Source organism: Streptomyces sp. NBC_00029, from assembly GCF_045160505.1.
Classification (GTDB): domain Bacteria; phylum Actinomycetota; class Actinomycetes; order Streptomycetales; family Streptomycetaceae; genus Streptomyces.
In genome coordinates, this window is the sequence record NZ_CP108292.1 from 659252 (window position 1) to 685056 (window position 25805).

General features: G+C 73.1%; 26 protein-coding genes. 12 read left to right on the forward strand and 14 right to left on the reverse strand.

The window, feature by feature from the left end; all coding sequences use genetic code 11:
• Nucleotides 1-49: 49 nt before the first annotated feature.
• From OG753_RS03205 to OG753_RS03240, 8 genes are all read right to left on the reverse strand, one after another.
• The gene (locus OG753_RS03205; RefSeq protein WP_327260552.1) at nt 50-1459 is read right to left on the reverse strand and encodes a HAMP domain-containing sensor histidine kinase; all 1410 of its coding nucleotides are present in this window, start codon (nt 1457-1459) and stop codon (nt 50-52) included.
• Entirely contained in the window at nt 1456-2187 is a 732-nt protein-coding gene (locus tag OG753_RS03210; protein ID WP_327260553.1) for a response regulator transcription factor, read from the reverse strand. Before OG753_RS03210 ends, OG753_RS03205 begins: the two co-directional genes overlap by 4 nt.
• Before the next feature lie 35 nt (nt 2188-2222).
• Nucleotides 2223-2783 (reverse strand): hypothetical protein, encoded by a 561-nt coding sequence (locus OG753_RS03215; RefSeq protein WP_405787029.1) that lies wholly within the window; start codon nt 2781-2783, stop codon nt 2223-2225.
• Between the two features lie 123 nt (nt 2784-2906).
• The gene (locus OG753_RS03220; RefSeq protein WP_405792520.1) at nt 2907-3698 is read right to left on the reverse strand and encodes a cytochrome c biogenesis CcdA family protein; all 792 of its coding nucleotides are present in this window, start codon (nt 3696-3698) and stop codon (nt 2907-2909) included.
• A gap of 62 nt (nt 3699-3760) precedes the next feature.
• Nucleotides 3761-4396: a TlpA disulfide reductase family protein gene (locus OG753_RS03225; protein ID WP_405787030.1), complete on the reverse strand. Its 636-nt coding sequence runs from the start codon at nt 4394-4396 to the stop codon at nt 3761-3763.
• Nucleotides 4393-5151, reverse strand: coding sequence for a thioredoxin family protein (locus tag OG753_RS03230; protein ID WP_401704424.1), 759 nt, complete (start codon nt 5149-5151; stop codon nt 4393-4395). Before OG753_RS03230 ends, OG753_RS03225 begins: the two co-directional genes overlap by 4 nt.
• A gap of 333 nt (nt 5152-5484) precedes the next feature.
• Nucleotides 5485-6051 carry a hypothetical protein gene (locus tag OG753_RS03235; protein WP_327260557.1) on the reverse strand — a complete coding sequence of 189 codons (567 nt, stop codon included), beginning with the start codon at nt 6049-6051 and terminating at the stop codon, nt 5485-5487.
• A 256-nt stretch (nt 6052-6307) separates the two neighbouring features.
• A complete protein-coding gene (locus tag OG753_RS03240; protein ID WP_405787031.1) occupies nt 6308-7129 on the reverse strand; it encodes a CAP domain-containing protein in 822 nt (273 codons plus the stop codon).
• 496 nt (nt 7130-7625) lie between these two features.
• Here OG753_RS03240 and OG753_RS03245 point away from each other — a divergent pair, with 496 nt between their 5' ends.
• On the forward strand, nt 7626-8336 hold the full coding sequence (locus OG753_RS03245; RefSeq protein ID WP_327260559.1) for a hypothetical protein: 711 nt from the start codon (nt 7626-7628) through the stop codon (nt 8334-8336).
• Between the two features lie 36 nt (nt 8337-8372).
• On the opposite strand, the gene OG753_RS03250 is transcribed toward OG753_RS03245, so the two are convergent.
• Nucleotides 8373-9071, reverse strand: a complete 699-nt coding sequence (locus OG753_RS03250) for a GNAT family N-acetyltransferase (protein WP_405787032.1) — start codon at nt 9069-9071, stop codon at nt 8373-8375.
• Nucleotides 9072-9242: 171 nt separating this feature from the next.
• Between OG753_RS03250 and OG753_RS03255 the strand changes: the two genes are divergently transcribed.
• Entirely contained in the window at nt 9243-9581 is a 339-nt protein-coding gene (locus OG753_RS03255; RefSeq protein ID WP_327260561.1) for a PadR family transcriptional regulator, read from the forward strand.
• A complete protein-coding gene (locus OG753_RS03260) occupies nt 9578-10471 on the forward strand; it encodes a hypothetical protein (RefSeq protein ID WP_327260562.1) in 894 nt (297 codons plus the stop codon). Before OG753_RS03255 ends, OG753_RS03260 begins: the two co-directional genes overlap by 4 nt.
• A gap of 9 nt (nt 10472-10480) precedes the next feature.
• Here OG753_RS03260 and OG753_RS03265 read toward each other — a convergent pair whose 3' ends face one another.
• A complete protein-coding gene (locus tag OG753_RS03265) occupies nt 10481-11299 on the reverse strand; it encodes a class I SAM-dependent methyltransferase (RefSeq protein ID WP_327260563.1) in 819 nt (272 codons plus the stop codon).
• 276 nt (nt 11300-11575) lie between these two features.
• On the opposite strand from OG753_RS03265, the gene OG753_RS03270 reads away from it, so the two are divergent.
• Entirely contained in the window at nt 11576-11980 is a 405-nt protein-coding gene (locus OG753_RS03270) for a RidA family protein (protein ID WP_327260564.1), read from the forward strand.
• A gap of 28 nt (nt 11981-12008) precedes the next feature.
• On the opposite strand, the gene OG753_RS03275 is transcribed toward OG753_RS03270, so the two are convergent.
• A complete protein-coding gene (locus OG753_RS03275) occupies nt 12009-12848 on the reverse strand; it encodes a dienelactone hydrolase family protein (RefSeq protein WP_327260565.1) in 840 nt (279 codons plus the stop codon).
• Nucleotides 12849-13109: 261 nt separating this feature from the next.
• Between OG753_RS03275 and OG753_RS03280 the strand changes: the two genes are divergently transcribed.
• The 6 genes from OG753_RS03280 to OG753_RS03305 all read left to right on the forward strand — a co-directional run bounded on the left by OG753_RS03280 (nt 13110) and on the right by OG753_RS03305 (nt 19356).
• A complete protein-coding gene (locus tag OG753_RS03280) occupies nt 13110-15011 on the forward strand; it encodes an alkyl sulfatase dimerization domain-containing protein (protein ID WP_327260566.1) in 1902 nt (633 codons plus the stop codon).
• Nucleotides 15012-15054: 43 nt separating this feature from the next.
• A complete protein-coding gene (locus tag OG753_RS03285; RefSeq protein WP_327260567.1) occupies nt 15055-15705 on the forward strand; it encodes an HAD family hydrolase in 651 nt (216 codons plus the stop codon).
• Between the two features lie 444 nt (nt 15706-16149).
• Nucleotides 16150-16389 carry a hypothetical protein gene (locus tag OG753_RS03290; RefSeq protein ID WP_327260568.1) on the forward strand — a complete coding sequence of 80 codons (240 nt, stop codon included), beginning with the start codon at nt 16150-16152 and terminating at the stop codon, nt 16387-16389.
• A 4-nt stretch (nt 16390-16393) separates the two neighbouring features.
• Nucleotides 16394-17203: a helix-turn-helix domain-containing protein gene (locus OG753_RS03295; RefSeq protein WP_405787033.1), complete on the forward strand. Its 810-nt coding sequence runs from the start codon at nt 16394-16396 to the stop codon at nt 17201-17203.
• A gap of 138 nt (nt 17204-17341) precedes the next feature.
• Complete coding sequence (locus tag OG753_RS03300; protein ID WP_327260570.1) at nt 17342-18586, forward strand: hypothetical protein; 1245 nt, start codon at nt 17342-17344, stop codon at nt 18584-18586.
• Complete coding sequence (locus OG753_RS03305; protein ID WP_405787035.1) at nt 18586-19356, forward strand: hypothetical protein; 771 nt, start codon at nt 18586-18588, stop codon at nt 19354-19356. Before OG753_RS03300 ends, OG753_RS03305 begins: the two co-directional genes overlap by 1 nt.
• Nucleotides 19357-19468: 112 nt before the next feature.
• Here OG753_RS03305 and OG753_RS03310 read toward each other — a convergent pair whose 3' ends face one another.
• Nucleotides 19469-20299, reverse strand: coding sequence for an IclR family transcriptional regulator C-terminal domain-containing protein (locus tag OG753_RS03310; RefSeq protein ID WP_327266638.1), 831 nt, complete (start codon nt 20297-20299; stop codon nt 19469-19471).
• 881 nt (nt 20300-21180) lie between these two features.
• Nucleotides 21181-21756, reverse strand: a complete 576-nt coding sequence (locus OG753_RS03315) for a sigma-70 family RNA polymerase sigma factor (protein ID WP_327260572.1) — start codon at nt 21754-21756, stop codon at nt 21181-21183.
• A 635-nt stretch (nt 21757-22391) separates the two neighbouring features.
• Here OG753_RS03315 and OG753_RS03320 point away from each other — a divergent pair.
• The gene (locus OG753_RS03320) at nt 22392-24308 is read left to right on the forward strand and encodes a hypothetical protein (protein WP_405787037.1); all 1917 of its coding nucleotides are present in this window, start codon (nt 22392-22394) and stop codon (nt 24306-24308) included.
• A 21-nt stretch (nt 24309-24329) separates the two neighbouring features.
• On the opposite strand, the gene OG753_RS03325 is transcribed toward OG753_RS03320, so the two are convergent.
• Nucleotides 24330-24959 carry a hypothetical protein gene (locus OG753_RS03325; RefSeq protein WP_405787039.1) on the reverse strand — a complete coding sequence of 210 codons (630 nt, stop codon included), beginning with the start codon at nt 24957-24959 and terminating at the stop codon, nt 24330-24332.
• 135 nt (nt 24960-25094) lie between these two features.
• Between OG753_RS03325 and OG753_RS03330 the strand changes: the two genes are divergently transcribed.
• Nucleotides 25095-25772 carry a response regulator transcription factor gene (locus tag OG753_RS03330; protein ID WP_327260575.1) on the forward strand — a complete coding sequence of 226 codons (678 nt, stop codon included), beginning with the start codon at nt 25095-25097 and terminating at the stop codon, nt 25770-25772.
• Nucleotides 25773-25805 lie beyond the last annotated feature (33 nt).

The following is a 25805-nucleotide window of genomic DNA, read 5'->3' on the forward strand; positions in this document are numbered from 1 at the left end:
GAACACGATGCCGTTGATCGGCCGACGGTGGTGGCCCGCACGGTTGCGTTCACCGTTTGCGCGGCCACCATCCGGTCCTCCGGCGGGAGCCGCGCGGGCCGCGGTCCGGCCGCAGGGACGGTGCCAGGGCGAAGGCCACGGTGATGTGCGCGCCTCCCCGCGGGCCGTGGGCGATGCGCATCGTTCCGCCGGTGACGGCCGCGGCCCTGCGGGCGATGTCGAGGCCGAGCCCCGAGGAGCCGGTGCTGCTCCCGCGGGAGAGGGCCCGGTCCGGTTCCGGAATGCCCGGGCCGGAGTCCTCCACGACCAGCTCCACGGCCTGGGCGGTGCGCACGACGCTGACGCCGAACGCGGTGCCGGGCGGGGTGTGGCTGAAGACGTTGCCGATGAGCGCGTCCACCACCGCGGCGATGTCGTCGTCGCTGAGGCTGACGGCCGTCGGCTCCTGCGTGATGTCGAGCGTGCAGGACCTGCTCTGCTGCTCCGCCAGGATCGCCCAGAAGGCGGTCCGCCGCCGGACGACGTCGGCGGTCTCGCAGCGGGGACCGGCGGTCTGCCCGGTCACGGCCGCCTGCTGGACCGTACTCGTTTCCGCACTGCGCATGCCGTGGCCCATGGGGCCCACGGCGAGCGGTGTCCGGGCCGCGGTGATGATGGCCTGAAGCTCCGTCTCCAGCGCGTGCACCGCCGCCTCGACCCTGGCCGATTCCGGCGTACCGGCCATCCGCTCCGATGCCAGGTGCAGGGCGGTCAGCGGCGTGCGCAGCCGGTGGGAGAGGTCGGCGACCAGTTCGCGCTCGATGGCGAGCAGTTCCGTCATCCGGTGGGCCATGGCGTTGAAGGCGTCGCCGGCGTCGCGCAGTTCCTTGGGGCCCATGGGCTCCACCCGGGTGTCCAGATTGCCCTGCCCGAGGGTGTGCGAGGCCTGGGCGAGCTTCTTGGAGGACCGGACGACCTTCGCGCCGAGCCGGTCGGCGACCAGGACGGAGCCGCCGACGAGGCCGACCGCGAGCAGGAGCATCATCGCCCAGGAGGACTTGACCCCACGGGTCAGGTCCTCGTCGGGGACGAAGTTCTCGATGACGGCGACCCGGTCGCCGCGGAGCACCACCGGCTGCAGGCAGATCCATCCGCCGGGAATCGCCTGGGATATGGACTCGCGTCCCTGCTGGGCCCGTTCGAGCAGTTTCGCGGGGGCCTGGGAGTCGCCGAGGGGCTGGGCGTCCGGCAGGTGGACGACCAGGTGCTCGGTCGCGTCCAGGCCGGCGGCGGACTCCCGTAGCGCCGACGGGTCCGTGGTGAGGGTGAGGACGGGCGCGAGGGCTGCGGCGCGCTGTTCGGCCGCGGTGACGCTCTGCTCCTTGACCAGCGACATCACCAGTGCGCCCAGGGGTATGAGGAAGGAGAGGGCGACCATGGACGTCACCGCGAGCGCCACTCCGGCCAGTGAGCGTCTCACCGCGGGGCCACCAGCTTGATGCCGACTCCGCGGACCGTCAGCAGGTAGCGCGGGGCGGCGGCGCGTTCGCCGAGCTTGCGGCGCAGCGAGGACAGGTGCACGTCGACGGTCTGGTCGTCCACGTACGGCTCGCGCCAGACCTCGGTGAGCAGCCGGCGCTTGGAGACGACCTGGCCGGTGTGGTGGGCCAGGAAGGCCAGCAGGTCGAACTCCCGCCGGGTGAGGTGGAGCTCCCGGCCGGCCAGGTACGCGGTGCGCGCGCCCGGGTCGACCGCCAGCTCGCCCACGGTGGTGGCGCGCAGCGGTTCGGCGGCCGGTGCGGGCCGCGCGCCCTGGACGGTGTGCGCGGCGCCGCCCGGCGCAACGTGGCTGGTGCGCCGCAGGACGGCGGACAGGCGGGCGATGAGCTGTCCCCCGGAGAAGGGCTTGACCAGGTAGTCGTCGGCGCCCGCGTTGAGGAGCTTGATGATTTCGGCCTCGTCGTCACGGGCGGTGGCCACCAGGACCGGAACGGAGGATATGCCCCGGATCATGCGCAGTGCGTCTCCCCCGTCCAGATCGGGCAGCCCCAGGTCGAGGACCACCGCGTCGACGGGCGTCTGGGTGACCTCCCGCAGGGCGCCGAACCCGTCGCCCACGCTGCGTACGGCATACCCGTGCTCCGCCAGGACCTCGATGAGTGACTGACGGATGCTGGGGTCGTCTTCCACGACGAGAACGCTGGGCATGGGCACACCTTAGGGGTCGGTCCGGACGCGCCTGTCTAGGGGGCGGCGGCGAAGGACGGGCCGTCGTCGGTGAGGCGCAGGCGTACGGGGCGGTCGGCTACCGGAATGGTGCAGCCCTGCTCGGTGCTGCAGCTGGCGTACCCGAGGATCACCGTCGCTTCTCCGTTGCCGTCGGCGCGGACGGGCAGGGTGGTGGTGACGGGGCCGTCCGGGTAGACGGGCACCGGGGCGTCGACACCGGGCACGGTGATGGTCCGTACGTCGGCGGCGGCCGTCAGCTTCCCGTCCGCCGTGAGGACGCCGCTGACGTCCATCGCGGTCGGCCGTCCCACGCCTTCTATGCCGGTGAGCGGAAGGTCGGTGCTGTAGAGGTGGAACCCCTTCTCCTCGGGGGTGAAGACGGCTGTCAGCGTGCCCTTCGAGGCGTGCCAGTCGGACACCGAGAGAGTGACGGTGACTCCGTTCTCGGTGAAGCTCGTCGTGGGCGGCGGCGCGGCGGCGGCGCTCCCGGCGGACTGCTCGCCGCATGCCGTGAGCGCGGCCAGGGTGAGGAGGGCGACCGCCGTCCGGGTCCTGCGGGAAAGTCCGATGCGCATGGAAACGTTCATCTGTGCCTCTGTGCCTCTTGTGTCAGGAAATCGAAGGGTCGTGCTTCTCGGGCTTCGGGGCGGATCCGAGCGGGTCCGGGCGGGACCCGGCGGATCCGGCCCCGGACCCGCTCACACGGCCGGGGTGAAGTCCGCGCTCCACAACTGCAGCCGGTACACCAGGTCGTTCCACACGCCGCTGGCCAGCAGTACGCCGACGAGCACGAGCATGCCGCCGCCGATCCGCAGGACCCACGGGTAGTGGCGTTTGACCAGGCCGAAGGCGCCCAGGGCGCGCCGGAAGGCGAGCGCGGCAAGGACGAACGGCAGTCCCAGGCCGAGGCAGTACGCCGCCATCAGCATGGCCCCGCGCAGCGCGCTGGCCTCGCTCCACGCCAGCGCCTGTACGGCGGCCAGCGTCGGGCCGATGCACGGGGTCCAGCCGACCGCGAACACCGCCCCCAGTACGGGGGCTCCGGCCAGGCCGAGGGCGGGGCGCCGGTGGCTGCGGAACTCCCGTTGCGCGAATCCCGGCAGGAACCCCATGAAGGACAGCCCCATCAGCACGGTGAAGACACCGAGCACCTGGGTGATCACCTCCTGGTGGGCCAGCAGGGTCCGGCCGAAGTACCCGAACAGGGCGCCCCCGGAGACGAGGACGGCCGTGAAGCCGAGGACGAACAGCAGCGCGCCGGCCGCCATCCGGCTGCGGCGCCCGCCGCGGGCCTCGGCCAGGTCGGAGACCGACAGGCTGGTCACGTAGCTGAGGTAGCCGGGCACCAGCGGGAGTACGCACGGCGAGAGGAAGGAGACGAGGCCCGCGAGGAACGCCACCGGAGCGGCGATGAGCAGGGCCCCGTGGAGGAGGGACGGGTTGTCCGCGGCGGCGAGCGTCAGACCCGCCGCGCCCAGGCCCGTACCCATGCCGCCGCCCATGCCCATCCCGCCGCCCATGCCCGTGCTCAGGCCCGTGACGATGTCGGCCGTCATGGCGCTTCCTCCGTCACGCGTGCCAGCAGGGGCCCCAGTTCGTCCTCGGTGACCGCGCCGCCGATGCTGACGGCGATGCGTCCGCGGCGGTCGATCACGAGGGTCGAGGGGATGGCCTGCGGGTTGAGAAGCGCGGGAGGGAAGCGGAGCAGCAGCTCCCCGGTGCGGTCGTGGAGGCTGGGGAAGCCGAGCCCGTGCGCCCGTACGAAGGACCGCGCGGCGGAGCGGTCAGGGTCCCGGGTGTTGATCCCGAGGAACCGGACGCCTTCGTCCCGGGTCTGCCGGCTGAGCCGCTCCAGGTCGTCCGCCTCCGCCCGGCAGGGCCCGCACCAGGATCCCCAGACGTTGAGCACGACGACGTGCCCCCGGAACCCGGCGAGGGCCACCGGCTTCCCGTCCAGGTCGTCGCCCGCGAGCTCGGGCGCGGCCTTCCGGTCGGCGGGGTCGATGACGGTGGCACCGGCCGCGGCCCGGACCGCGCCCGCCGGCCGTTCGGCCGTCCCGGCGCGGCCGGCGTCGGCGGCGACCGGGCCCACTGCGGCAAAGACACAGCCGGCTGCCGCCACCACGAGGGCGGCTCCGGCCAGGGCCGCGGTACGCAGCTCGGCCCGGAGCGGGCCCGTCCGTCTCACGAGGCCCACTGGCGCAGGAAGGCGTTGATCCCGTCCGCGGTCAGGGAGGGGTTGCCCGTGGCGTGCGTGTCGGTGCGCACCTTGCCGGACGGCGAGACGACGATCAGCACGGGCATCTTGTAGCTTCCGCCGGACGGGCTGTACTTGCGCAGGAGCGCGGAGTTGGCGGAGCTGTTGCCACCGATGTCGATCTTGACCAGGTGGTACGAGGCTCCGAGGATCGCCGCGGTCTGCGGCTGGGCGAACACCTTGTCGGCGGCCTTGCAGTTGCCGCACCAGTTGGCCCCGAAGTCGAGGAGCACCATCCTGCCGTCGGCCTTGGCCGCGCTCAGGGCCGCGTCGATCAGCTTCTGGGCGTCGGCCGAACTGTCGTAGCCGGGCCCGGGAACCTTGGCGGGCGCGGGCGCCGGGGCGGCGGACGTACGGGCCGGCTTGGGGGCGGCCGAACCGCTGCGGGTCCGGGAGGGGGTGGGCGAGGAGCTGGACGTCGCGCCGGCGGACGCCGACGGCGAGGCCGACGCGCTCGGGGACGCCTCGGCGGATGCGGAGGCCGACGGCGAGGAGGAGGTGAGGGCCCCCGCGGACTGCCCGGCCGTGGCAGGCGAGGCGGAGCCGACGGTCTGGGAGGACGGCCCGCAGGCGGCGCACAGACCCACCGCGACCACGGCCGCGGCGGCGAGCGGCAGTCGCATTCCCAGGGGCGCTGCGGAGCCGGGCCGCTGGGCGCGGTCGGCGGCACGGACGGGTCGGAACATGCGAGAAGTCATGGCGAAGACACCCCAAGGCGCGGTGAGGACTACGGGAAGGGCGAGAGGCCCCCCGACTCGGTGAAGCCGGCGGTCCTGCGGTTCGCCGGGGCAGAACGCCCGGGCGCCGAAGGCCGCTCGGCTGACGTGAGCATAGGACCGCGCGGGGCCGCTGGAACGGTCTGGGCGCGATCTTGAGGTTCCCCTAAGGAACAGCTCACCTTCCGCTTCGCCGGGGGCGGGCCGATGAGCACACACAAGGCAGCAAATCCCGTGTAACGGGCGGGTGGGCAGGGAGAGTGCGCAAGGGCATGAACCGGATGGAACGGTTCGGTGCTGCCGTCAGAATGACGTCTCGCGGACGGTGGCCTTGGCCGTCGGGTCGATCGTCGCGGTGATGACCGACCGGTGGTCCCCGCTGGTGAACGTGACCGTCAGGGTGTCGTCGTCGGCCTGGGACGTGGTGGCCTTGAATCCCCGGCTGGGCACCGCGGAGATCAGGCACACGCCGCGGCTCCCGTAGCGCACCGTGGCCTTGCCGCCCTGCGAGGGGACGGTGTGCAGGCCCGGTCCGCCGTTCTCGCAGTCGACGCCGGGCTTGGGCGCGCTGGTCCTGGGGGCGCCCGAGGCCTTCGGGGACGGGGAGGCCGAAGCGGAGGGCGTCGGCCGCTCGGTCGCGGAGGGCGAGCCGCTCGGGGAGGCGGAGGCGGTCGGGGAGGGCGGGCTCGGCGACGGGTCCTGCGCCGCCAGCCAGGCCGGCGGCGAGTCGAAGACCATGGGCGCGGACCGGGCCACCGGCGGCGTATGGCTGGTGGAGCCCACGACGAACTGGACCGTGGCGAGCACGGCGGTCACGCTGGTGGCCGTGCACGACAGCCATATGAACAGGTAGCGCGGAAATCGAGGCACGGCCCCATAGTGGCTGACGGGCCGGGCCTCCCGTCACCGGCTCCCCCGTACGGCGCCCGACGGCGCCCGACGGCGCCCCGGCAGGGCGGAACCGCGGGCGGACATGCCGATGTCCTCCTGACCCGTGTGCGGGTCAGGAGGACATCGGCGGCCCGGGGCCGGGCCGCGGCCGCGCAGCCCGGCGCCTCTGCGGCGGTCCGTGGCCGGGCGACCGGGCGGCCGCCGGTTCCCTGTGGGGGGCTCGGGAGGGGTCTGCCTACTTCGGCGCCCCGAAGTTCTGCGTCCACCACGGGCCGCCGTCGCCCTTGTGGACGCCTATGCCGATCTCCTTGAAGGCGCAGTTGAGGATGTTGGCCCGGTGGCCGGAGCTGTTCATCCACGCCTTCATGACCGCGTCGGCGTCCGACTGGCCGCGGGCTATGTTCTCGCCCAGGCGGGACCACGCGTACCCGGCGGCCTCCACGCGGGAGGTCATGGTGGACCCGTCGGGTCCGGTGTGGGACATGACCCCGCTGCGGGCCATCGTGTCGCTGTACCCGCGCGCCGCGGCGTTCAGCTTGGCGTTCGCGGTCACGGGACCGCAGCCGGCCGCGGCCCGCTCCTTGTTGACCAGCGCGAGGACCGCGGATTCGGAGTCGCCCGAGGAGCTGCCGGAACCGCCGCCGGACGACCCTCCGGTCGAGCCGCCGGAGTTCCCGGACCCGCCGGAGCCTCCGGAGCCGCCGCCGGTGGTCGACGCGGACGTACGCGCGGGCTTGGCGGCCGGGCTCGACTTGGCCGGGCCGCCCTCCCCGTCCTCGGGCTTCGGCGGAGCGCTCGACTCCGTACCCTCGGCGGCGGGAGTCACGGGCGGCGCAGAGCCCGTCGCGGCCGCGGCGTCGGCGGTGATCTCGGGCAGCGCAGCAGTGGGGCTCGCCGTCCCGGCCGTGTCCCCGGCGGTCGGCGTCCCGGACTTCGACCCGGTGGCGCCGTCGGCCCGCTGGTCCACCTTCGTACCGCCGTCGGAATCGGCCACGGCGACGCCGACCGCCACCGCGGCGGCGGCCGCGGTGAGGGACAGCACGATGCGCGTGCGCATCGCCTTCTTCCGTCGGGCCTCGACTCGGGACGGTGTTCCGGGAGTTCGGCTGCTCATGCCTGTAGCACCTCACAGAGGGAAGGGGGGGTGGTGCGAGTGAGCCTAGGGCGGTGATCAGCCGAAACAGCGCTCCGGAGGGGTTCTTCAAGTTCTCTTAAGGAAGCCCGCAGGAAAGGCACAGGGACGACTCGGGGCATCCCTGCCCATTCGGTCGATACGACCCCGGGCGAACCGGGTGCGAGCGCGGATGCGCAGAGTCCGGCCCCTGTCACAACCGGTGCAACTCGCCCTCCTGGTGCGGCTCGTGCCGGTTGTGCAGGCGGAAGCGGGACGTCTGCGGCACGACTGCACCGGATGAGCGGCGAACCACGGGCCCGACCGCACGGACGGAACTCCTCCGTCCGCGGGAGTCGCGGGAGGGCGGGGAGGGCTGCCGGTCGCACACCGGGGGCGTGTGATCATGTCCGTCGACAGATCCGCACCTCATGGGGGGACCATGCGCACCCGTACCACCACCGCCACGACCGGTCTCGTGACCGCGCTCGCGGCGCTGCTCGTCCTCGCCGGCTGCACCGCGCCGGGAGAGGGCCGGCCCGCGGCGGTGAGCTCCGTGGCTTCCGCGCCCCCGCAGGGCGGCGGCGGGTCCGGCTTCGACGGGCCCCGGCCGCAGGACCAGAACCTGCTGGCGTGGACCGGGGACCCCAACGACGCGGGCCATGTCACCGCCCAGTCGGCCGCCGGGGTCGGCGGCCGGGTGACCCTGGTACGGATCGTCCTGCGCGAGCAGATCACCTGGTCGAACATCTGGCTGGGGCTCGCCGGCATCGACCCGAACGCCCAGCTCGCCAACTGCTACCTCGGCGTGTACGACGCCAAGGGCGCCCTCGTGGCGAGCACCCCGGACGTCTCGCCCCAGCTGATGACCGACGCGATCGCCAAGCCGTTCGCCCTCGCCAAGCCCTTCACCGCCGCTCCCGGGACGTACTTCATCGCCCTTCTGCTCAACGGCACTTGGGCCACCAACGGACTCACCCTGAAGTCCACGGGCGCCGGCATCTCGGTCAACGCGGGCCTGACGCCGCCGAACCTCCGCTACAGCAACCTGCTGACCGGCCAGACCTCGCTGCCGCCCGCCCTGAACCTCGCCGAGCAGTCCACGAGCACCATCAACACCGGCTGGGCCAGCCAGTGGTACGCGATTTCCTGACGGGCCGGGCGCTGCCCACCGGCCGGGGCGCTGCGCTCACTCCCCGGTGGTGACCGCGCCCTCCGGGAGGGCTGCGCAGCGGGAGGTGACGGCCGCATCGTGCCGGTACCAGGCCGACTCGACGACCCTGCCGTCGGGGAGCGTGTGCAGGGGCGGGCCGTCGCACGGGACGAAGCCCGCCGCGCTCAGGGCCCCCCGGCAGCGGTGGTTCAGGGTCTCGGTGCCGGCCCGCACGGACTCCAGGCCGAGGTGCTCGTGGCCGAACCGGGCGGTCGCCGCCACGAGTTCGGCGCCCAGGCCCTGACCGCGGAATGCCGGGGCGAGCCAGAAGCCGATGGCTCCGTCGCGGTCCGGACTGAGCGAGCTCGTCCCGGCCACGAGACCCGTGGCCGGGACGACGGCGAGCAGTCTCTGCTCGCCGGCCGGGACGGGGAGCACCACCGGCTGTGTCAGTTCCCGGCGAAGCGCTCTGTGGAATGCACGCAGCCGCTCGGCGCGGTTGCCGTCGTGGATGGCGAGGAGATGTACGGCGGTCTCGGGGTTGACGAGCGAGGTGGGGATCCATCCGAACCAGCGCTGTGCGTCGGCGTCGGCGCCTGCCGCGGCGCCGATCTCCACGTCCAGAAGGTCGCGGGGGGTGTACAGGACCAGTCGTGCGGTCCGCATCGTGTGGCGGCCGTCGCCGCACCCGACGGGCACGGGCTGCGGCCCGCGCGATCCCCTGCGCCAGATCATCTGCGTCTCCTCACGCGGGCACTGTATGCGGCCCGCACACCCGCGCGGCGCCCGGGGCGGCCGGGCCCTGGCCGAGGCCTCCCCGGTCCGCCCGGAGGCCCTCCGCGGCTGACGGACGCACGGGCTCCGACATGAGGCGTCATATGCCGGTGGGTGACCTACCATGCAGCCATGAGTGATCGTGCGATGCAGGAACCGACCCTCCTCCTCCTGACCGCGCTCGCGGACGAGCCCCGCCACGGGTACGCGATCGCGCGCGAGGTGGAGCTGATCTCGGGCGGCCGCGTCAAGATGCGGACCGGCACCCTGTACGGGGCCCTGGAGCGGCTCCTGGGCCAGGGGCTGATCGAGGTCCACGAGGAGCTGATCGTCGACAGCCGGCTGCGCCGCACCTACAGCCTCACCGCCGAAGGCCGCCGGAGCCTGGCCGCCGAGGCGCGGCGGATCGCCGCCACCGCCCAGGAGGCCGCGCGTCGGCTGGGCATCTCCGGTGGGACGGCCACGGCATGACCCCCCGTCTGCTGCGCCTGTACCCCGCCGAGTTCCGCCGCACCTTCGGCGACGAGATGGCGGAGGCCTACCGGGAGGCGACCGAGGGGGCCGGAGCGTGGACCCGGCTTCGGGAGGCCGGGGACATCGTGGCGCACGCGCTGCGCCTTCGCCTGGGGATCGGTTCCGCGCACCGGGGCGGGCGCCTCTTCGCGGCGGCCGCGCCCTTCGCGCTGGCCGCGACGGGCGCGCATGCCGCCTTCCTTCTCGCCTCCACCCTCAACCTCGCGTACGTCACCGGCCGCCCCGACTTCGAGAGCCCGCTCGGGTACGCCATGAACGGCTTCTACGTGCTGACCCTCATCGGGGCGGTGGTGGGCCTGAGCGGGCGCTTCGCCGTCGGCGCGCGGACCGCCTTCGCCGCGGCCACGGGAACGATGGTCTGCTTCGTCATCGCGGTGCTGCCGGGGGCCCTGGACATGCCGCTGGCGCACGTGGCCTACCTTGCCCCGCCCCTGGCGATCGCCGCCCTTCCCCTGCTCTGTCCCCCGGACCTGCACCCGCCCTGCCGGATCCGGACCACCACGGGGTTCGTGGCACTGATGATCTGGGCCCCGCTGTCCGTGGTGCTCCTCGCGCTGCTCGACGCGGGCGGTTTCGGCATGATCCCGCTGTGGCGCTTCGCCGTGACCGTGACGGCCGCGCTGGTTCTGGCGGGCCGCCCGGCCCTGTTCGGCGTCCGCACCTACGGCCGGTTCGCGCTGGCCGCGGCCCCGTTCCTCGTCCTCGGGTACTTCGCCGGGGTGGTGGGCGAGGAGACCGCGCTCCCGTGCCTGGTCCTGCTCGCGTTCACGGCCCTGGCCGTGCGCCGGTGGCGACGTACTCACCCGGACTCGACCGGCCACGCCTGAGACCGACGCTCAGACCTCGGCGTCGACGCCTGCACCGGCATCGGCATCGGCACCCGCGACGCTCACGCGGATCTTCGACTGGCCGTGACCGAGCCGCTCCCAGTCGTCCATGAAGCGTGCCGCCAGCCCGTGCCCGGCGGCGAGGTCGATGAGGGTCTGGGTGCGGTAGTAGAAGTCCTCGCGCAGCACCTGGTGTTCGGTACCGGTGGTGCGGTCGAAGGTGAAGTCGAAGTATCCGCCGGGGGCCAGGACCCGGCCCACGTGGGCGAAGCACTCGTCGATGACGTCGATCGGCGAGTGCGAGAAGACGCTGTGGGCGTGGACGACGTCGAAGTATCCGTCGGGCAGGAAGTCCAGGGTCAGGTTCTTGGTGATGGTCAGATGCGGGACCTTGGCCTGCAGTTTGCGGTCGGTCAGGGTCCGCTTCGCCGCGATGAGGATGTCGGGCGAGATGTCGATGCCATAGTAGTGGCCCGCGTCGAGGTAGTCGATGAAGCGCCAGCCGGCACGCAGGTTGCCGCAGCCGATGTCCAGCATGCGCGCGCCCGGCTTCAGGCCGTGCCCCAGCAGGTAGTCGAACTGCATCTGCCCGAGCGCGAGCCAGCGTTCGTGGGTCTGGCTGCCGACCGCGGCCTCCGGGTTGCGGCGGGTGTCCGAGGCCATGACGGCCCGGTAGTAGCTGACGTGGTCGGGGTGCTTGAAGGCCAGCCACCGGTCGCGGGCGGCCCGCTTGAGGTACGGGGCGATGCGGTGCGGGCGGCTCGCGGCGTGGCGGACCTTGTGGACGAGCGATTCCCGGTTCGCGGTGAGGTTCTTCCTGGTGGCCATGAGTGCTCCGTCTCCATCGCAACGTGAACTCCCGACGGCGGGCAGGAGTGGCTGCCGCCGGAAGGATCTTCGAATCCACCATACGTCGGCGACCGACATATACAAACCACTTGAGCGTCCTGGGAAGCAGAAGGCGTCGCACGGCGTACGCACGGGAGTTCACGGGCGTGAGGATTGTGATGGTTTCACCCAGATTGCCACCCGGCAGGGCGTGGGTCCACGCAACGCGCCCGAGCGCGTGACGCGACGTCAGCGGGCCTCTGGCAGCATGAAGGGATGACAGACATACGCCGGACCGTCAGCTCGGGATCGCCGCTGGAGCCGCGGATCGGCTTCTCCCGCGCGGTGCGGTCGGGTCAGTACGTGGCCGTCGCCGGGACGGCCCCCATCGGGGACGACGGCTGCACGGTCGGCCCCGGCGACGTCCACGCCCAGACCGTGCGGTGCCTGGACATCGCCGAACGGGCCCTGCGGGAGACCGGGGCTTCCCTGGCGGACGTCCTGCGGACCCGCATCATGCTCACCGACGTGACGCGGTGGGAGGAGGCCGCGCGGGCGCACGGCGAGCGGTTCGCCTCGGTCCGGCCCGTCACCACCTTCGTGGAGGTGTCGCGCTTCATCGACCCCGAGTGGCTCGTCGAAGTGGAGATCGACGCGGTGGTCCCCCGCGAGCAGGGCTGAGGACCGGGCCGTCGTCCTCGCGCGCCCGTCACACGGCGGGTGCCGGGCGCTCCCCCAGCAACCGCGCACGGAAGAGGTCGAGGACCGTGTCGAGCGCCTGCCGCGTGGGCTGTCCGGGCTCGTCGATGAGGTGCTCCGTCAGGACGGAGTGGGGCGCGAGGGCGCTCTGCGGGTTCGCCGCGGCGTCGTCCAGCTCGACGGCTACGAACGCCTCTCCGAGCTCGCGCCGCAGGTACGCGAACCGGTCACCGGGCACCAGCCGGTCGCCCCGGAAGCGCAGCCCCAGGACCTGGAGCCCGTCGCGCTCGCAGCGTCCGCGGACGACCGCGAGGTCCTCGGGGCTGATGTCGATGGCGCCCGCGCGGCCGGCGGTGCAGGCGAGCGGGAGCGACGGCTGGGAGAGCACCGGCGCCACGAGACGCTCGTCCGTGGCCATGGCCAGGGCGAATCCGCCGGTCAGGCACATGCCGACGGCCCCCACCCCGGGGCCTCCACAGCGTTCGTGTTCGGCGGCGGCGAGCGCGCGCAGCCACCGTACGACGCGCGAACTGCGCCCTGTCGCCAGCAATGTGAACTCTCGGCTCACGCACACCTGCCACAGCGTCGAGGCCATGTAGCGGCCGGCGCTCGGCCAGCCGACGGCGGCGGGATCGGGATCCCTGCCCGGATCACCGAAGAGCACCGGGAGAACGGCCGTGCAGCCGGACGCGGCGACGCGCTCGGCGAACTCGAGGACCTTGGGCGTGATGCCCGGGATCTCCGCCATGATGATCACCGCGGGGCCGGTGCCCCGGCACAGGATCCGGCGTGTGACACCGTCATGGGTGAACGCGCTCTTCTCGAACCCGCTCAGGTCGTGGTCCGCCACGTGCCCTGCTCCTTCCGACGGCTCTCCTGGACGCCATCAAGTTACCGAGAAGTAGAGCCCTGTGGTCAAGGGACTTCACGCCCGCGTTTCATCCGGACGGCGGCGTGTGCCGGGCGAGCGGCGCGCGATCGGGTGAGGCTGGGCGGGAGAAGCGGTGCCCGCCGTCGGCCGCGCCCCGTCGGGTCAGGTCGGATCGGGTCAGGCCGGGTCCGGTCCGGACCGGACCCGGGATCGTCACGTACCGCCCAGGAGGTCCACGCGATGGAGAACGGCCGCGGACACGACGCCTCCGAAGCGGTCGCCGCCGCCCACCGCGAAGCGCGCGCCGGTGACGCCTTCGCGAACCGCGCCGACTTCGACGACGCCACCCGCGGCTTCATCGCCGCCCTGGAGCCCTGCGTCATCAGGTCCGAGGACGGGAGCGTCGTATGGGACGGCGACGCCTACGCCTTCCTGAACGGGGACCGCCCCGACACCGTCCATCCCAGCCTGTGGCGCCAGAGCTGCCTCGTCGCCCTCCAGGGCCTGTTCCAGGTCGTGGAAGGCGTGTACCAGGTCCGCGGGCTGGACCTGTCGAACATGACTCTCGTCGAGGGTGACAGCGGCGTCGTCGTGATCGACCCCCTGATCAGCGAGGAGACGGCGGCCGCCGCCCTCGCCCTCTACCGCGCCCACCGGGGCGACCGCCCGGTCACGGGCGTCCTGTACACCCACAGCCACGCCGACCACTTCGGCGGCGTCAAGGGGGTCACCTCACGGGCCGACGTCGACGCGGGCCGGGTCCCCGTCCTGGCGCCCGCGGGCTTCGTCGAACACGCGGTCGGCGAGAACGTCTACGCCGGCACGGCCATGGCCCGCCGGGCCGGCTACATGTACGGCGCCGGCCTGCCCAAGGGCCCGCGCGGCCAGGTCGGCGCGGGCCTGGGCCAGACCACCTCCACCGGCCGCGTGACACTGATCCCGCCGACCGTCGACATCACGCACACCGGCCAGGAGGAGACCGTCGACGGCGTGCGCATGGTCTTCCAGCTCACCCCCGGCACCGAGGCCCCGGCGGAGTTCAACCTGCTGCTGCCCGACCACCGGGCACTGTGCATGGCCGAGAACGCCACCCACACCCTCCACAACCTGCTGACCCTGCGCGGCGCGCTCGTCCGCGACCCGCGCGCCTGGGCCGCGTACCTCACCGAGTCCATCGCGCTCTTCGGCGACAAGTGCGACGTGGTCTTCGCCTCCCACCACTGGCCCACCTGGGGCGGCGAGCGGGCCATGGCGTACCTGGCGGAGCAGCGCGACCTCTACGCGTACCTGCACGACCAGACCGTGCGCCTGCTCAACCAGGGATACACCGGGACCGAGATCGCCGAAGTGCTGCGCATGCCGCCGGCGCTGGAGACCGCGTGGCACGCCCGCGGCTACTACGGCTCGGTCAGCCACAACGTCAAGGCCGTCTACCAGCGGTACATGGGCTGGTTCGAGGGAAATCCCGCGCTGCTGTGGCAGCACCCGCCGGAGGAATCGGCGCGCCGCTACGTCGAGTTCATGGGCGGTGCGGAAGAGGTCCTGCGTCGCGCCCGGACCTCGTTCGAGCAGGGCGACTACCGCTGGGTGGCCCAGGTGGTCGACCACGTCGTCTTCGCCGACCCCTCGAACGCGCAGGCCCGGGAGCTCCAGGCCGATGCCCTGGAGCAGCTCGGCTACGGCGCGGAGAACGGCACCTGGCGCAACTTCTACCTCACGGGCGCCCAGGAACTGCGCGGCGAGCCGATCGGGACACCGGCCACCGCCGCGTCGCCCGACGTGATCGCCGCCCTCGACCTGGACCAGCTGGTGGACTCCCTCGCCGTGCGCATCGACGGGCCGCGGGCCTGGCACGCGGACGCCGTCGTACGGTTCGTCCTGCCGGGCCCGGACCCGCTGACGCTGCGCCTCGGCAACGGCGTACTGACCGGCGTCCGTGGGGACAATCCCGCGGCCGGCCGCCCGCACGCGGTCCTCGTCCTCGACGAACCGCGTCTGCGGGGGCTGCTGCTCGGCGCCGTGTCCCCGCAGGACCTGCTGCGGGACGAGGGGGTGGCCCTCGACGGCGACCCCGCGGCGGTCGCCGAACTCTTCGCGTACCTCGACTCCCCCGACCCGGACTTCGCCATCGTCACCCCCTGACGGTGCCTGCCGCCGGTCCTGGAGCAGCCCCTATGCTGCGGAAATGATCAAGCCGATAGAACTCGTGATATTCGACTGCGACGGGGTGCTGGTCGACACCGAACGCATCGCGGTCCCCCTTCAGGTGGCGCTGGGCGCGGAGCTGGGCTGGCCGCTCACCGAGGACGAGGTCATGGACCGGTTCATCGGCCGGTCCAGTGCCTCCATCCACGAGGACATCGTGGCCCGGGTCGGCGACGAAACCGCCGGCATCTGGCGCGAGCTCTTCGAGGAGCGCCACCGTGAGGCGGTGGACGCCGGGTTGTCCGCGGTCGACGGACTGCCCGAGGCTCTCGACGCGATCACCCTGCCGACCTGCGTCGCCTCCAGCGGCTCGCACGACAAGATGCGCCACACCCTCGGCCGCACCGGCCTCTACGAACGCTTCGCGGGCCGCATCTACAGCGCCGCCGAGGTCCGCCGCGGCAAGCCCGCCCCAGACCTGTTCCTGTACGCGGCGCAGAAGATGGGCGTCGACCCGGCGGCGTGCGTGGTGATCGAGGACAGCCGTCCCGGGGTCGAGGCGGCCCGCGCCGCGGGCATGCGGTCCTTCGGCTATGCGGGAGGTCTGACCCCGGCGGGACGGCTCGAAGGCACGGACACCGTCGTCTTCCACGAGATGCGTGAACTGCCCGGTCTCATCGCCGGAGCATGAGGGCGGAGCAGGGCAGTGGGCGGAGGTCGCGCCAACGGCCCCCGCCCTGCGCGCGTTCCGGACCGCGGCGCCCGCGCGAGCGGTGACGAATCTTCAGAGATCCGCCGCAGGAGCAGTATGCGCCGCGGCGGAATTGTTCAGGGCGCCGGGTTCTTCGTGAACGATCCGGTCCTGCCGGACGGCCATGACCTGGCCGGATGCGCCGGTGAGGGAATTGTTCACGGCCGTCGGGACGGGCGCGGGAATTGTTCGGCGGGGCGGGCATGGGCGGAATGCCGGGCATTTCGGCTCATGAGCAAGGGATGTTGCGGGGAGCCGTGCTCGGGCATGGTGGTGGAGCACCCGCGGCCTCCGGGCCGCGAGCGGAACCGTAGCGCCAACTACGGGCCCGCGCAGGCGCGATGCACTTCCTTCCGGACCGTCGCTATTGAAGGAGTTGTCGTCATGGTGATTTCCGTGGCCTCGTTTCCCCGCCCCCACGGGCGTCCTTCCGCGCTCGTGATCAAGATCGTCGTCATCGTGGTGGTGGCCGTGCTGACGGCCGTTCTGGGCGCGCTCGGGTACTCCCCCGGCACTGCGCTCGCCGTGATCGTCATGGTGACGACGACCGCTCTGGAGCTGGGCCGCCGAATCACCGCCGATGGCGGCGAGGACGGCGTCCGGCCCGGCCCGATCGGCCGGTAGAGCCGTGGGAACGGGGCGGGGGCGGCCGCAGCGGCCGCTCGACACCACCGTCCCGGCCCTGGCGGAGCTCGCGCAGGAACTGCGCGAGCTCCGTGCCACGGCCGGGCTGAAGCTCGACGACCTCTACACCCTCACCCACTGGAGCAAGGGCGCGCTCAGCGCGGCCACCACGGGGCGGGACCTCCCGCGCTGGGACCTCGTACGGGCCTGGGTGACGGCCTGCGATCCCGGTGCCAACCTGGACCTGTGGGAGGCCCGGCACGCCCGCGCCCGCGCGCAGTACGAGCGGTCCCGCCTCGCCCCCGTCCCGGCCGAAGGCGGCCGTACGGAGCCCCCGCACGCCCCGGACGTGCTGGACGTGCTGGACGTTGTGGACAACCCGGCGGTACCCGCCGCCACTGCCGCGCTCGCCGACCGGGCCGACCCGGCCGGACCGGCCGGACCGCGGCCCAGCTCGCTGGAGCGGGACGCCTGGCGGACCCTCGCGCCCGACCGGCGGCCGTGGGGAGTCGCCGCCCACCCGGCCGCCATCCCGCTGCGCTTCTCCACCGTCGGCCCCGACTTCACCGACACCGGATCCGACGCCGCCGACCTCACCGGCCGCTACGACCAGATCGGGGAGATCTTCGCCCTCACCGGCCGGCGGCGCCTGCTGATCCTCGGCGACCGGGGCAGCGGCAAGACCCAGCTCGCCCGGCACTTGGGCACCCGGCTGCTGACCGCGGACGGAGGCGGTGGCGCCGGCGCCGTGCCCGTGCTCGTGTCACTGCGCGGGTGGCGGCCCGGCCACGGCCCGGACAGCCTCCTCGACTGAATCGCCGACGCGCTCACCGGCTGCACCGCCGAGGACGTACGGACCCTGCTGGGCCGGCACCGGCTGCTGCCCCTGCTGGACGACTTCGACAGCCTGACCCTGCGTCAGCGCGGCCGGGCACTGCACACCTTCAACCAGTTGCCGGCGCAGGCGCCGTTCGTCCTCATCAGCGGATGGACGGAGTTCAGCAGGGCGGTGGAGCAGACCGACACGGTCATCGCCGCGAGCGCCGGAGTGCGGCTGCTGCCCGTCGGCGCCGCCGACCTCGACGGATGGATCCAGCGCAGCTCCCGTTCCCGTACCAAGCAGCAGGAGTGGGCGCCGGTCCTGGCGGCGATCGCCGCCCGGCCGGAGCTGCCGGCGGCCACCGTCCTGGCCGATCCGACGCTGGCCGGCGCGGCCAGGCTGCTCTACACGGACGGCCGCGCGGTTCCGTCCGAGCTGGTGGCCGAGGACGCGACCGTCGAATCCCTGGAGGCGCGGCTGGTCCGGAACCTCTTCGGCTCCTTCTCGCCGTACCGCAGCCACCGGGACGCGGACGGCGGGCGGCTCTTCCAGGAACAGCACCGCCACCAGGCGCTGCACCTGCTCGCCAGGCGGGAGCTGGAGGAGGGCGGAGCCGTCGCCGATCTGCGGGTGCTCTACCGCGGGCGCCGTCCCTCCCGGCTCCAGGCGGGCGTCCACGTGGCCCTGCTGGTCCTGCTCATCTGGCTCTTCCTCGGAATCACGGACGACAGTACCGGCGCGAACGACTTCACCGATTCCTCGACGGCCCCCGACATGTCCGGGTTCCTCCTGAGCATCGTCATCGGGAGCAGCTGGTACGTGTACCTGAGACACCGGCTGAACCCCGGGGCGGCCCCGACGGATCCCGTCGGCCGGGTGCGCTTCCGGCTTCTGCAGAGCATCCCGGTCGCGGCGGCCTGGATGCTCGTGCTGGCATTCGAAGGCGATTCGGAGCTGGCCCCTCTCGCTCTGGTCCTGGTGTCGTTGCTGCTGGTGTGTGCCGTGTGGCTTGCGGAACAGGCCTCCAGCCGGCCGGCGCCGCGGTGGTTCCTGAGCGAGCTGGCCCTGCTGCCGGTCCTGTTCTTCACGGTGTCGCTGACACCGGGGTTCGATCTTCTCTTGCTGCCCGTGTTCCTGCCGGTGCTGCTGGGCGTCACGGTGACGGGGCACTGGTTGCGCGCGGTCCTGACCTCGCGCTTCGCCCTGTGGGGCCTCTATCCCGGGGTTCTGCTGGAACTGCTCGCCGAGGCCACCGGCCCGGAGATCCTGCGGGCGGGGCCGGACGGCTGGTCCTTCACCCACCCTGCCGTGGCGCGGTGGTACCGCGACGCCCCCGCCGGTCCGGCCGAAGCGGAGGACGATCCTAGGATGGACTGATGATCGGACGGCCGCCTCCGGCTCCCACAGCCCTGGTCCTCGACGTCCCCGACGGGCACGGCGTCATCGAGGTGACCGGGGACGAGAGCAGCAGCCTGCTCGTCCTGGCCGGCGACCCGGCGCTGCTGGAGGCCGGCGACGGCTGCGGGAGCATGGGCCGGCTGGCGGTCCGCGCCGGCCCGGGCGCGTCCGCCATGCCCGAGGTCAAGGCGCTGACCGAGTGGCTGACCGCGCCGGACCTCGTGCCCGACCCGCGTACCGGCCGGGCCGAGCCGCCGGATCCGCTGCGACTGCGCCCGCTGCTGTCCCTGCTCTCGCCGGGCCGGTACGTGATGACGGCCGAGGTGGCTCCGCACCGTCTGCACGTGGTGCACCCCCGTGCCCACCAGGTCGACCACCGGTACGCGGACGAGGATCTCGCGCTGCTGACCAGCGACTTCTGGCCGCCCGGCGACCACGCCGCCGTACGCAGGTACCGCGAGCGCATCCGCACCGGAGGTGTCCGCCCCGCACTGGTCGCGTTGTTCCCCACCGCAGCGAGCCGGGTGGGCTATCTCCTCGACGGGCACCACAAGCTGGCCGCCTACGAGCAGGCGGGCGTCCCTCCCCTCGTGATCCGGCTGGCCCCGCAGACACCCCGGCCGTTCCGGTCCGGGGATGTCGGCCGTGCCCGGGCGGCCTTCACCGGCGCGGCCTCCGCGGGCCACGACGATGCGCTGCACCGGGTCTTCGCCGACATGCGGGAAGAGGCGGCGCAGGGCCCGCGGTGAGGGCCCGGGAACCGTTGCGGGACCGCTTCGGGCGGTTGGCCGAGGGCGGATGCGACGTACGGGCCCGCCGCACTTCGGGTGCGGCGGGCCCGTCTCGCTTCGACGACAGGACCTAGGCCGTGGGCGACAGGACGGTGTCCTCCGGCCGGCGTGCCGTGGACGGGGTGCTGCCGGCGACGATCAGGGCGAGCAGGACCGCGGCGGCCTCGCTCTGCAGGATCCGGGCGGCCTGCTTCAGCCGGCCGGGGTCGGGGACGGGGATGGACAGGGCCACGCACTCCGCGTTCGGGCCCGCGGTGATGGGCACCGCCGCGCACACCGTGCCGACCGCGTATTCCTGCAGGTCGAGGAGGGGGGCGTTCGGCGGCCGGGCGTCGAGCTGGTGGAAGAGGTCCTGCTGGCTGGTGAGGGTGTGGGAGGTGAAACGGGTGAGCCGGTGCCGGGCCAGGTGGTCCTTGCGGTCGTCGTAGTCGAGCTGGGCCAGCAGGGCCTTGCCCACCGCGGAGGCGTGGGCGGCGACGCGGAAGTCGACCCACTCCTCCACCAGGGGTGCCGCCGGGCCGTCGGCGTACTGGGTGATGGAGACCTCGCCGTCGGTGTAGCGGGCGACGTAGACCGCGGCGCCGACGGCGTCCCGCACCCAGGCGAGGGTCTCGCGCAGGTGCCCGCGTCCTTCTCCGGTCGTCGAGTCCGCCAGCTGGAGGGCGTTGCCGGCGACGTACGCGTCCGCGCCCGTCGGAGTGGCGAGGTTCGCCCGGATCAGTTGCTCCACGGCCCGGGCGAGGACCAGCTGGGGCAGTGCGGTTTCCCGGGCGATCTGGGTCAGGTTCACGCCGCCCGAGTAGCGGTTGATGACCTCCAGGACGCGCAGTGCCTGGTGGACGGATTCCAGTGGGGCGGGGGCGGGCTGTCCTTCGCTGGTTTTCCGGGCCGCGTGGGTCAGGTGGGGCTGTTTCAGGGCCTCGAGTGCCCAGACGTTCGCCTGGTCCGTCAGGTGGAGGGGGTTGAGCCGTGCGTTCCGGGCGACGGCGACCGCGATCTGTGGGCCGGGGGTGAAGACCTCCCCCAGGTCGGGGTGTTGCCTGCGGGGCCGGGCCATGAGTGCCTGCCGCAGTCGTACGGGAAGCCGGCACGGGGGTCGGCCGGCTTCTCCGGGTCCGGTGGTGAGGGCGGTGAGGTCCTGGGTGGTGATGGGCGGGGAGGCCCAGATCACCGAGGCTCCGAGGGCCTCCTCGAGGTGTTCCGGGAGTTGTGGCAGGGGCGGCAGGTGATCCTCCCGGGAAAGGGTCCGGGCCTGGCACTTCCAGTAGCGGGCGGTGGCGACCTCGGCACGGGAGAGGTGGAGCAGGTAGAGGCAGCTGGCGGCGGTCCGCGAGCCCGCCCCGGCCGCGTACTGGAACCAGAACTGCGCGGCCTCCATCCGGTCGGCCAGGTGGAGCAGGCAGCCGAACAGCAGCGCGGAATCCACGCCGTGGGGCCAGGAGTCGGCGTCGAGGGCGAGTTCGGCGAAGGGCCGGCTCTCCACGAGGCTCCAGGTGAGGTCGTCCAGACCCCGGGCGGCGCGCACGTGGCAGGCGGCGTCGAGGACGAGGTCGTCGGCCGCCGCGAATGCCGTGTGCGCGCGCGCCGGAAGGGGCACGACTCCGGGAGGTCCGGTGGTTCCCGTCGCCGAGCGGGCGCGGTCGGCGACGATCCGGCGGGCGATCCTGCGGCGCGCCGCACCCTCGTCGTATCCGGCGTACTCCTCCCCGAGTACCGTCGCGTCCTCGAGGGCCGCGTCCAGTTCGCACAGCAGCATGTCGCGGTGGCGGGGCATGTCGCTCACTAGTCCTTCTCCTCTCCGGGAATCCAGTCCACCCCGAGCTTGCGGGACAGGGTGCGGCGTGCGCCGCGGATGTGCGAGCGGACCGTCGCGGGGGTGATCCCCATCATCCGGGCCACCGTGTCGGAGTCGTTGCCCAGGAGGAAGGCCAGCAGCACCACGTCGTACTGCCGCTCGGACAGGCCCGCGATCGCCGCGTACAGCCCGAGCTTCGACTCCAGCAGTTCCAGCCGCTCTCTGGAGGAGCGGCGCAGTGCGGCGAACCACGCCGTCTCCACCATCGCCACCTGTCTGCCCAGGGCCGCCAGCCGCCGCTCGACGTGCTCACGCAGCACCGCCCACGCGAAGCCGTGGAGGCTCGCCTCCTTGAGGGCCTGGCGCCACACCTTCAGCAAGAAGGTGAACACGTCGTCGACGACTTCCTCGGCGTCCTTGGGATTTCCCAGCTGCAGATGGGCGTAGCGCAGATAGGCGCGGTGCTGCTGGGAGTGGAAAGCGGTGAAGTCCACCGGCAGTACGCCGGCCAGTTCGCTGGAGACCGCCCGGTCCCCCGATGGATCGAATTCGCCTTCGCTCATACGCTCCCCCACAGCTGTTCGTCGCCGCGCGCCGGGGCGGCGGCGACCTCATGGTGGCGAGCGCGGGGAGCGGCACGGCGGGGGCCGGCGGATGGCCCACCGGTTCCCGTTCGTACCCCCGCGCCCGGCAGGCGCATCGGCGCCCTGACCACATCGATGACCAAATAGCGGGCAGTGGTGACTAACAGCGCGAGGGCGGCCGTCTCGGCAACATTCACGTCGGCGCGGAACCTTTCGAGTGGATCATGCGTAACCGGCCTGCCTGCCCCCGAACCGGCAGCCGTGGAGCACCGATCGCTCCCATTCACCACCCCATCGAAAAACGAGCCCGATCGTGCAAGCCGGTCCCCGGAAATCTTGCGCAGGAAGCGCATCCGCTCTCCCGTGCGCCCCGGTCCACCCGTGCGCGCCCCGGCGTGCCCGTCGAGCGCCACCTGCGCCTTCGTGAGCCTTCGTGCGCCCGTACGGTCCTCGCCGGTGTTTCCGTCACACGATCGGATGCCGAAAAGGACCCCATCCGGTGGGACACGTCCCGACTCCCCCCTCTGCAGGGGCGGACAGCTGCATGGTGGGTCCAGCTTTCGGCGCCCCGGCCCTTCGCCCCGCGCGCCCGTCGAGGAGGAAGGGCCCATCAGATGGCGTACGTGAGGACCTTGCTGCCCGCCGTACTCTCCCTGGCGCTGACCGGGGCACCCGCAGCGCTGCCCGGCGCGGCGGCCGCCCTGTCCTACGAGGGCCAGGCCGGCCACGAGACCGCGCTGTTCAGCGTGAAGGCCACGAACAACGCGGCGGCCCAGGCGTTCACGGTGGACGGCACCCGGCTCTCCCGGGTGAGCGTCTGGCTGGGCAGCGGGGCGGCGACGGGCACCGTGACCGCACAGGTGCGCCGGGTCCGCACGGACGCCGCCTCGGCGATCGCCTCGCAGACCGTGGACCTCGCGGCACTCGGCGGCGCCGGCGCCGGCTGGGTCGAATTCCCGCTGAGCGCCGACGTCACGGCGGGCAGCACCTACTACCTGCACCTCCAGGCGAGCACCGCCGAGAGCGGGCCGATCGCCTGGTACGGCACCACGCGCGCCGTGCCCGGCTCACTGACCAGCTGGAACTACGACAGGGCGTACTGGGGCGGCTGGCACTCCTCCGCCTCACGGCTGGCCTTCCACGTCAACCCCGCGGGCAGCGAGCGCTGCGGGGAGACCGAGCCCTGCTACGTACCCGCCTCCGCCCTCGCCGCCCGCACGTCGGGCCTGCTGACGAACCGGGTCGCCACCGAGGCGGTCCTGCCCTCCTTCGCCGTGGGCGCCTCCTACCTCGACGGGAGCAATGTGCTGCGCCTGCCGTCGGGCCGGTGGCGGTACCTGCCCGAAGGGGCCTCCGCGTCGGTGGTGGTCGAGGCGGACGACCCGGGCGCCCTGGCGCAGGCCGAGGAGAGCCGCGCATGGCTCGCCTCGGGCAGGGTGCCGGGAGCGACCGCCGCGCAGCGGGCGGCGTCGCAGCGCGCCCTGCTGTCGATGCGGGCGCTGCTGAAACCGGGCGGAGCCTTCGCGGCCGCCTGGGCTCCGCCGTGGGAGTACTCCTGGCCCCGCGACGGGGCGTTCGCGGCGGCCGCTTTCGCCGCCACCGGGCACGACGAGGAGGCGTACCGGATCCTGGGATACGACGCGCGAACCCAGCGGGCCGACGGCACCTGGGAGGCCCGTACGAAGCTGGACGGCAGCGGACCGCCGGACGCACGGAAGTGGCAGCTGGACGGCAACGGCTGGGTGCCCTGGGCCACTTGGCAGTGGTACCGGGCGGCGCCGCCCGACGGGCGGGACGACCGGCTGCGCGCCCTCTACCCGATGGTGCGCAAGGCCGCCGACTACGCGGCCCGGTCGCTGGGGCCGGACGGGCTGCCTCCGGCGTCCCCGGACTACTGGGAGCTGGACACGACGACCACCAACATCGGTACCGCCGCTCCCCTGCTGGCCGGACTCAACTCCGCGGCCGACCTGGCCGCCCGGCTGGGCATCGACGAGGACGCGGAGCGCTGGGGGGAGGCGGCCCGGCGGCTGTCCGCGGGGATCGCGTCCGGCTTCGCACCGCTGGGGTACCAGCGGACCGTGGACGGCAATCACGGCCGGGACAGCGCGGTGGCGTTCATGGCGCCCCCGTTCAACTCCGCCCCGGCCGGGCTGGGCGAGGCGCTGGACTCCACCTACCGGGCGCTGCTGCTGCCGAACGGCGGGCTCTCGCCGGGCAACGACCCCTCCTTCAGCTGGGGCGCGTACGCCTGGACGGCAAGCACCTCCTTCTTCGCCCTGGCCTGGGCCGGTACGGGTGAACGGGCGAAGGCCGACGAGGTGCTCGACTGGGTGCTGTCCAAGCGCAACGGGCTGGGCGAGCTGCCGGAGACCGTGAACGGGGCGGGCCTGCCGTCCGCCGTGGCGCCCCTGGGGTGGACGGACTCGCTGGTCGTACTCACCGCGCTGGCCCTCCAGGGTTCGCCGCAGCCCACTCCGCCGACGACGACGCCGGGCGGTGCCGGCGCGGCGTCGTCGTCGGTGCGTTGACGGTCCTGCCCGAACCGCTTCTCAGCGGTCCTTGGTCGTGTTGCTCGTGATCGAGCCGTCCGTGCCGGACACGGTGACCGCGTGCCGGACTCCGTCGGAGCCGACGACCACGGCCAGCCAGGCGCTGCCGCCGCCCTCCTGGGCGACCGCGCGCAGACTCGCCACCTTGCCTCCGGGCACCGCGGCAGCGGCCTTCTCGGCCGCCTCGCCGATGGCCAGGGAGGGGATGGGGGCGGGTGCCGGGGCCATCTTGGTGATGCCGCCCCGCCCGTCGGCGCCCTCGTGGCGGCCGAGCTCGTCGCGCACCTCGGGGCCGCCGGGGCGTCCCGGCTTCCCGGGCGCCCGCTCGGGCTTCGGGCCGTCCCGGAAGCCGCCCTCGGGGCCGGGTCCGGCCCAGGCGATGCGCGGGCCCCGGTCGATGCGCCCGTGGTGGTCGTGGTGCTCGGCCACGGCCACCGCCGTCAGTCCGCCGACGACGACGACCACCGTGGCCGCGCCCGCGGCCACCCAGCGGGCGCGCCTGCCGCGGGGCACGAAGCGACCCAGGGTCGCGGACCTGCCGGCTCCTGCCTCGGGGGCGGTGACCGGGGCGGTCCCGGCCGGATCGGACGGCTTGGCCTGCTCGGACGGCGGCGGGACAGAATCAGACATACAGGCACTCCTCAGGACAACCGGGCGCGGTGCGCGGCTCGTTCCAGAGCATGAACAGCGGATGCTGAAGCTCCGCTGAAGCCACCTGAAGACCTCTTCAGCCGGCGGCGGAGCGGTACTGCGATCCTGTCCGGCATGCGCGTACTGGTGGTGGAGGACGAACGGCGGCTCGCCGTGGCCCTGCAGCGTGGGCTGCAGTCGGAGGGCTTTTCGGTGGACATGGCCCACGACGGCCCGCAGGGCCTGTGGATGGCGACGGAGCACGACTACGACCTGATCGTGCTCGACATCATGCTGCCCGGCCTCAACGGCTACCGGATCTGCTCGAAGCTGCGCGCGGCCGGCAACGAGTCCGGGATCCTGATGCTCACGGCGAAGGACGGCGAGTACGACGAGGCGGAGGCGCTGGACACGGGCGCCGACGACTTCCTGTCCAAGCCGTTCTCCTACCTCGTCCTGGTCGCCCGGCTGCGCGCGCTCGGCCGCCGTACGGGCCGCCGGCAGCCCCAGGTGATGCGGTTCGGCGACCTGCTGCTCGACCCCGCCCGGCACTCCTGCTCCCGCGGCGGCACGGAGATACGGCTCACCGCGCGGGAGTTCGCGGTCCTGGAGTACCTGGCCCGGCGCTCCGGCGAGGTGGTGCCCAAGCGGGACATCCTGGAACAGGTGTGGGACAGCGCCTTCGACGGCGATCCCAATGTGGTCGAGGTCCACGTCAGCGCGGTCCGCCGCAAGATCGACGCGCCGTTCGGCCGCGCCGCGCTGGAGACCGTACGCGGGGCCGGGTACCGACTGGCGGCCGACGGTGGCTGAGCGTCGCGGCCTGCGGGAGCGCGCGGGCACCGC

Bases quoted from the DNA above. Each gene is read 5' to 3' on its own strand.
- OG753_RS03270 (WP_327260564.1), top strand. From the start codon at position 11,576: ATGACAGACATACGCCGGACCGTCAGCTCGGGATCGCCGCTGGAGCCG.
- OG753_RS03250 (WP_405787032.1), bottom strand. From the start codon at position 9,071: ATGATCTGGCGCAGGGGATCGCGCGGGCCGCAGCCCGTGCCCGTCGGG.
- OG753_RS03320 (WP_405787037.1), top strand. From the start codon at position 22,392: ATGGCGTACGTGAGGACCTTGCTGCCCGCCGTACTCTCCCTGGCGCTG.
- OG753_RS03325 (WP_405787039.1), bottom strand. From the start codon at position 24,959: ATGTCTGATTCTGTCCCGCCGCCGTCCGAGCAGGCCAAGCCGTCCGAT.
- OG753_RS03230 (WP_401704424.1), bottom strand. From the start codon at position 5,151: ATGTTCCGACCCGTCCGTGCCGCCGACCGCGCCCAGCGGCCCGGCTCC.
- OG753_RS03280 (WP_327260566.1), top strand. From the start codon at position 13,110: ATGGAGAACGGCCGCGGACACGACGCCTCCGAAGCGGTCGCCGCCGCC.
- OG753_RS03290 (WP_327260568.1), top strand. From the start codon at position 16,150: ATGGTGATTTCCGTGGCCTCGTTTCCCCGCCCCCACGGGCGTCCTTCC.
- OG753_RS03215 (WP_405787029.1), bottom strand. From the start codon at position 2,783: ATGCGCATCGGACTTTCCCGCAGGACCCGGACGGCGGTCGCCCTCCTC.
- OG753_RS03245 (WP_327260559.1), top strand. From the start codon at position 7,626: ATGCGCACCCGTACCACCACCGCCACGACCGGTCTCGTGACCGCGCTC.
- OG753_RS03305 (WP_405787035.1), top strand. From the start codon at position 18,586: ATGATCGGACGGCCGCCTCCGGCTCCCACAGCCCTGGTCCTCGACGTC.
- OG753_RS03265 (WP_327260563.1), bottom strand. From the start codon at position 11,299: ATGGCCACCAGGAAGAACCTCACCGCGAACCGGGAATCGCTCGTCCAC.
- OG753_RS03240 (WP_405787031.1), bottom strand. From the start codon at position 7,129: ATGCGCACGCGCATCGTGCTGTCCCTCACCGCGGCCGCCGCCGCGGTG.
- OG753_RS03330 (WP_327260575.1), top strand. From the start codon at position 25,095: ATGCGCGTACTGGTGGTGGAGGACGAACGGCGGCTCGCCGTGGCCCTG.
- OG753_RS03285 (WP_327260567.1), top strand. From the start codon at position 15,055: ATGATCAAGCCGATAGAACTCGTGATATTCGACTGCGACGGGGTGCTG.
- OG753_RS03315 (WP_327260572.1), bottom strand. From the start codon at position 21,756: ATGAGCGAAGGCGAATTCGATCCATCGGGGGACCGGGCGGTCTCCAGC.
- OG753_RS03260 (WP_327260562.1), top strand. From the start codon at position 9,578: ATGACCCCCCGTCTGCTGCGCCTGTACCCCGCCGAGTTCCGCCGCACC.
- OG753_RS03255 (WP_327260561.1), top strand. From the start codon at position 9,243: ATGAGTGATCGTGCGATGCAGGAACCGACCCTCCTCCTCCTGACCGCG.
- OG753_RS03210 (WP_327260553.1), bottom strand. From the start codon at position 2,187: ATGCCCAGCGTTCTCGTCGTGGAAGACGACCCCAGCATCCGTCAGTCA.
- OG753_RS03220 (WP_405792520.1), bottom strand. From the start codon at position 3,698: ATGGGTACGGGCCTGGGCGCGGCGGGTCTGACGCTCGCCGCCGCGGAC.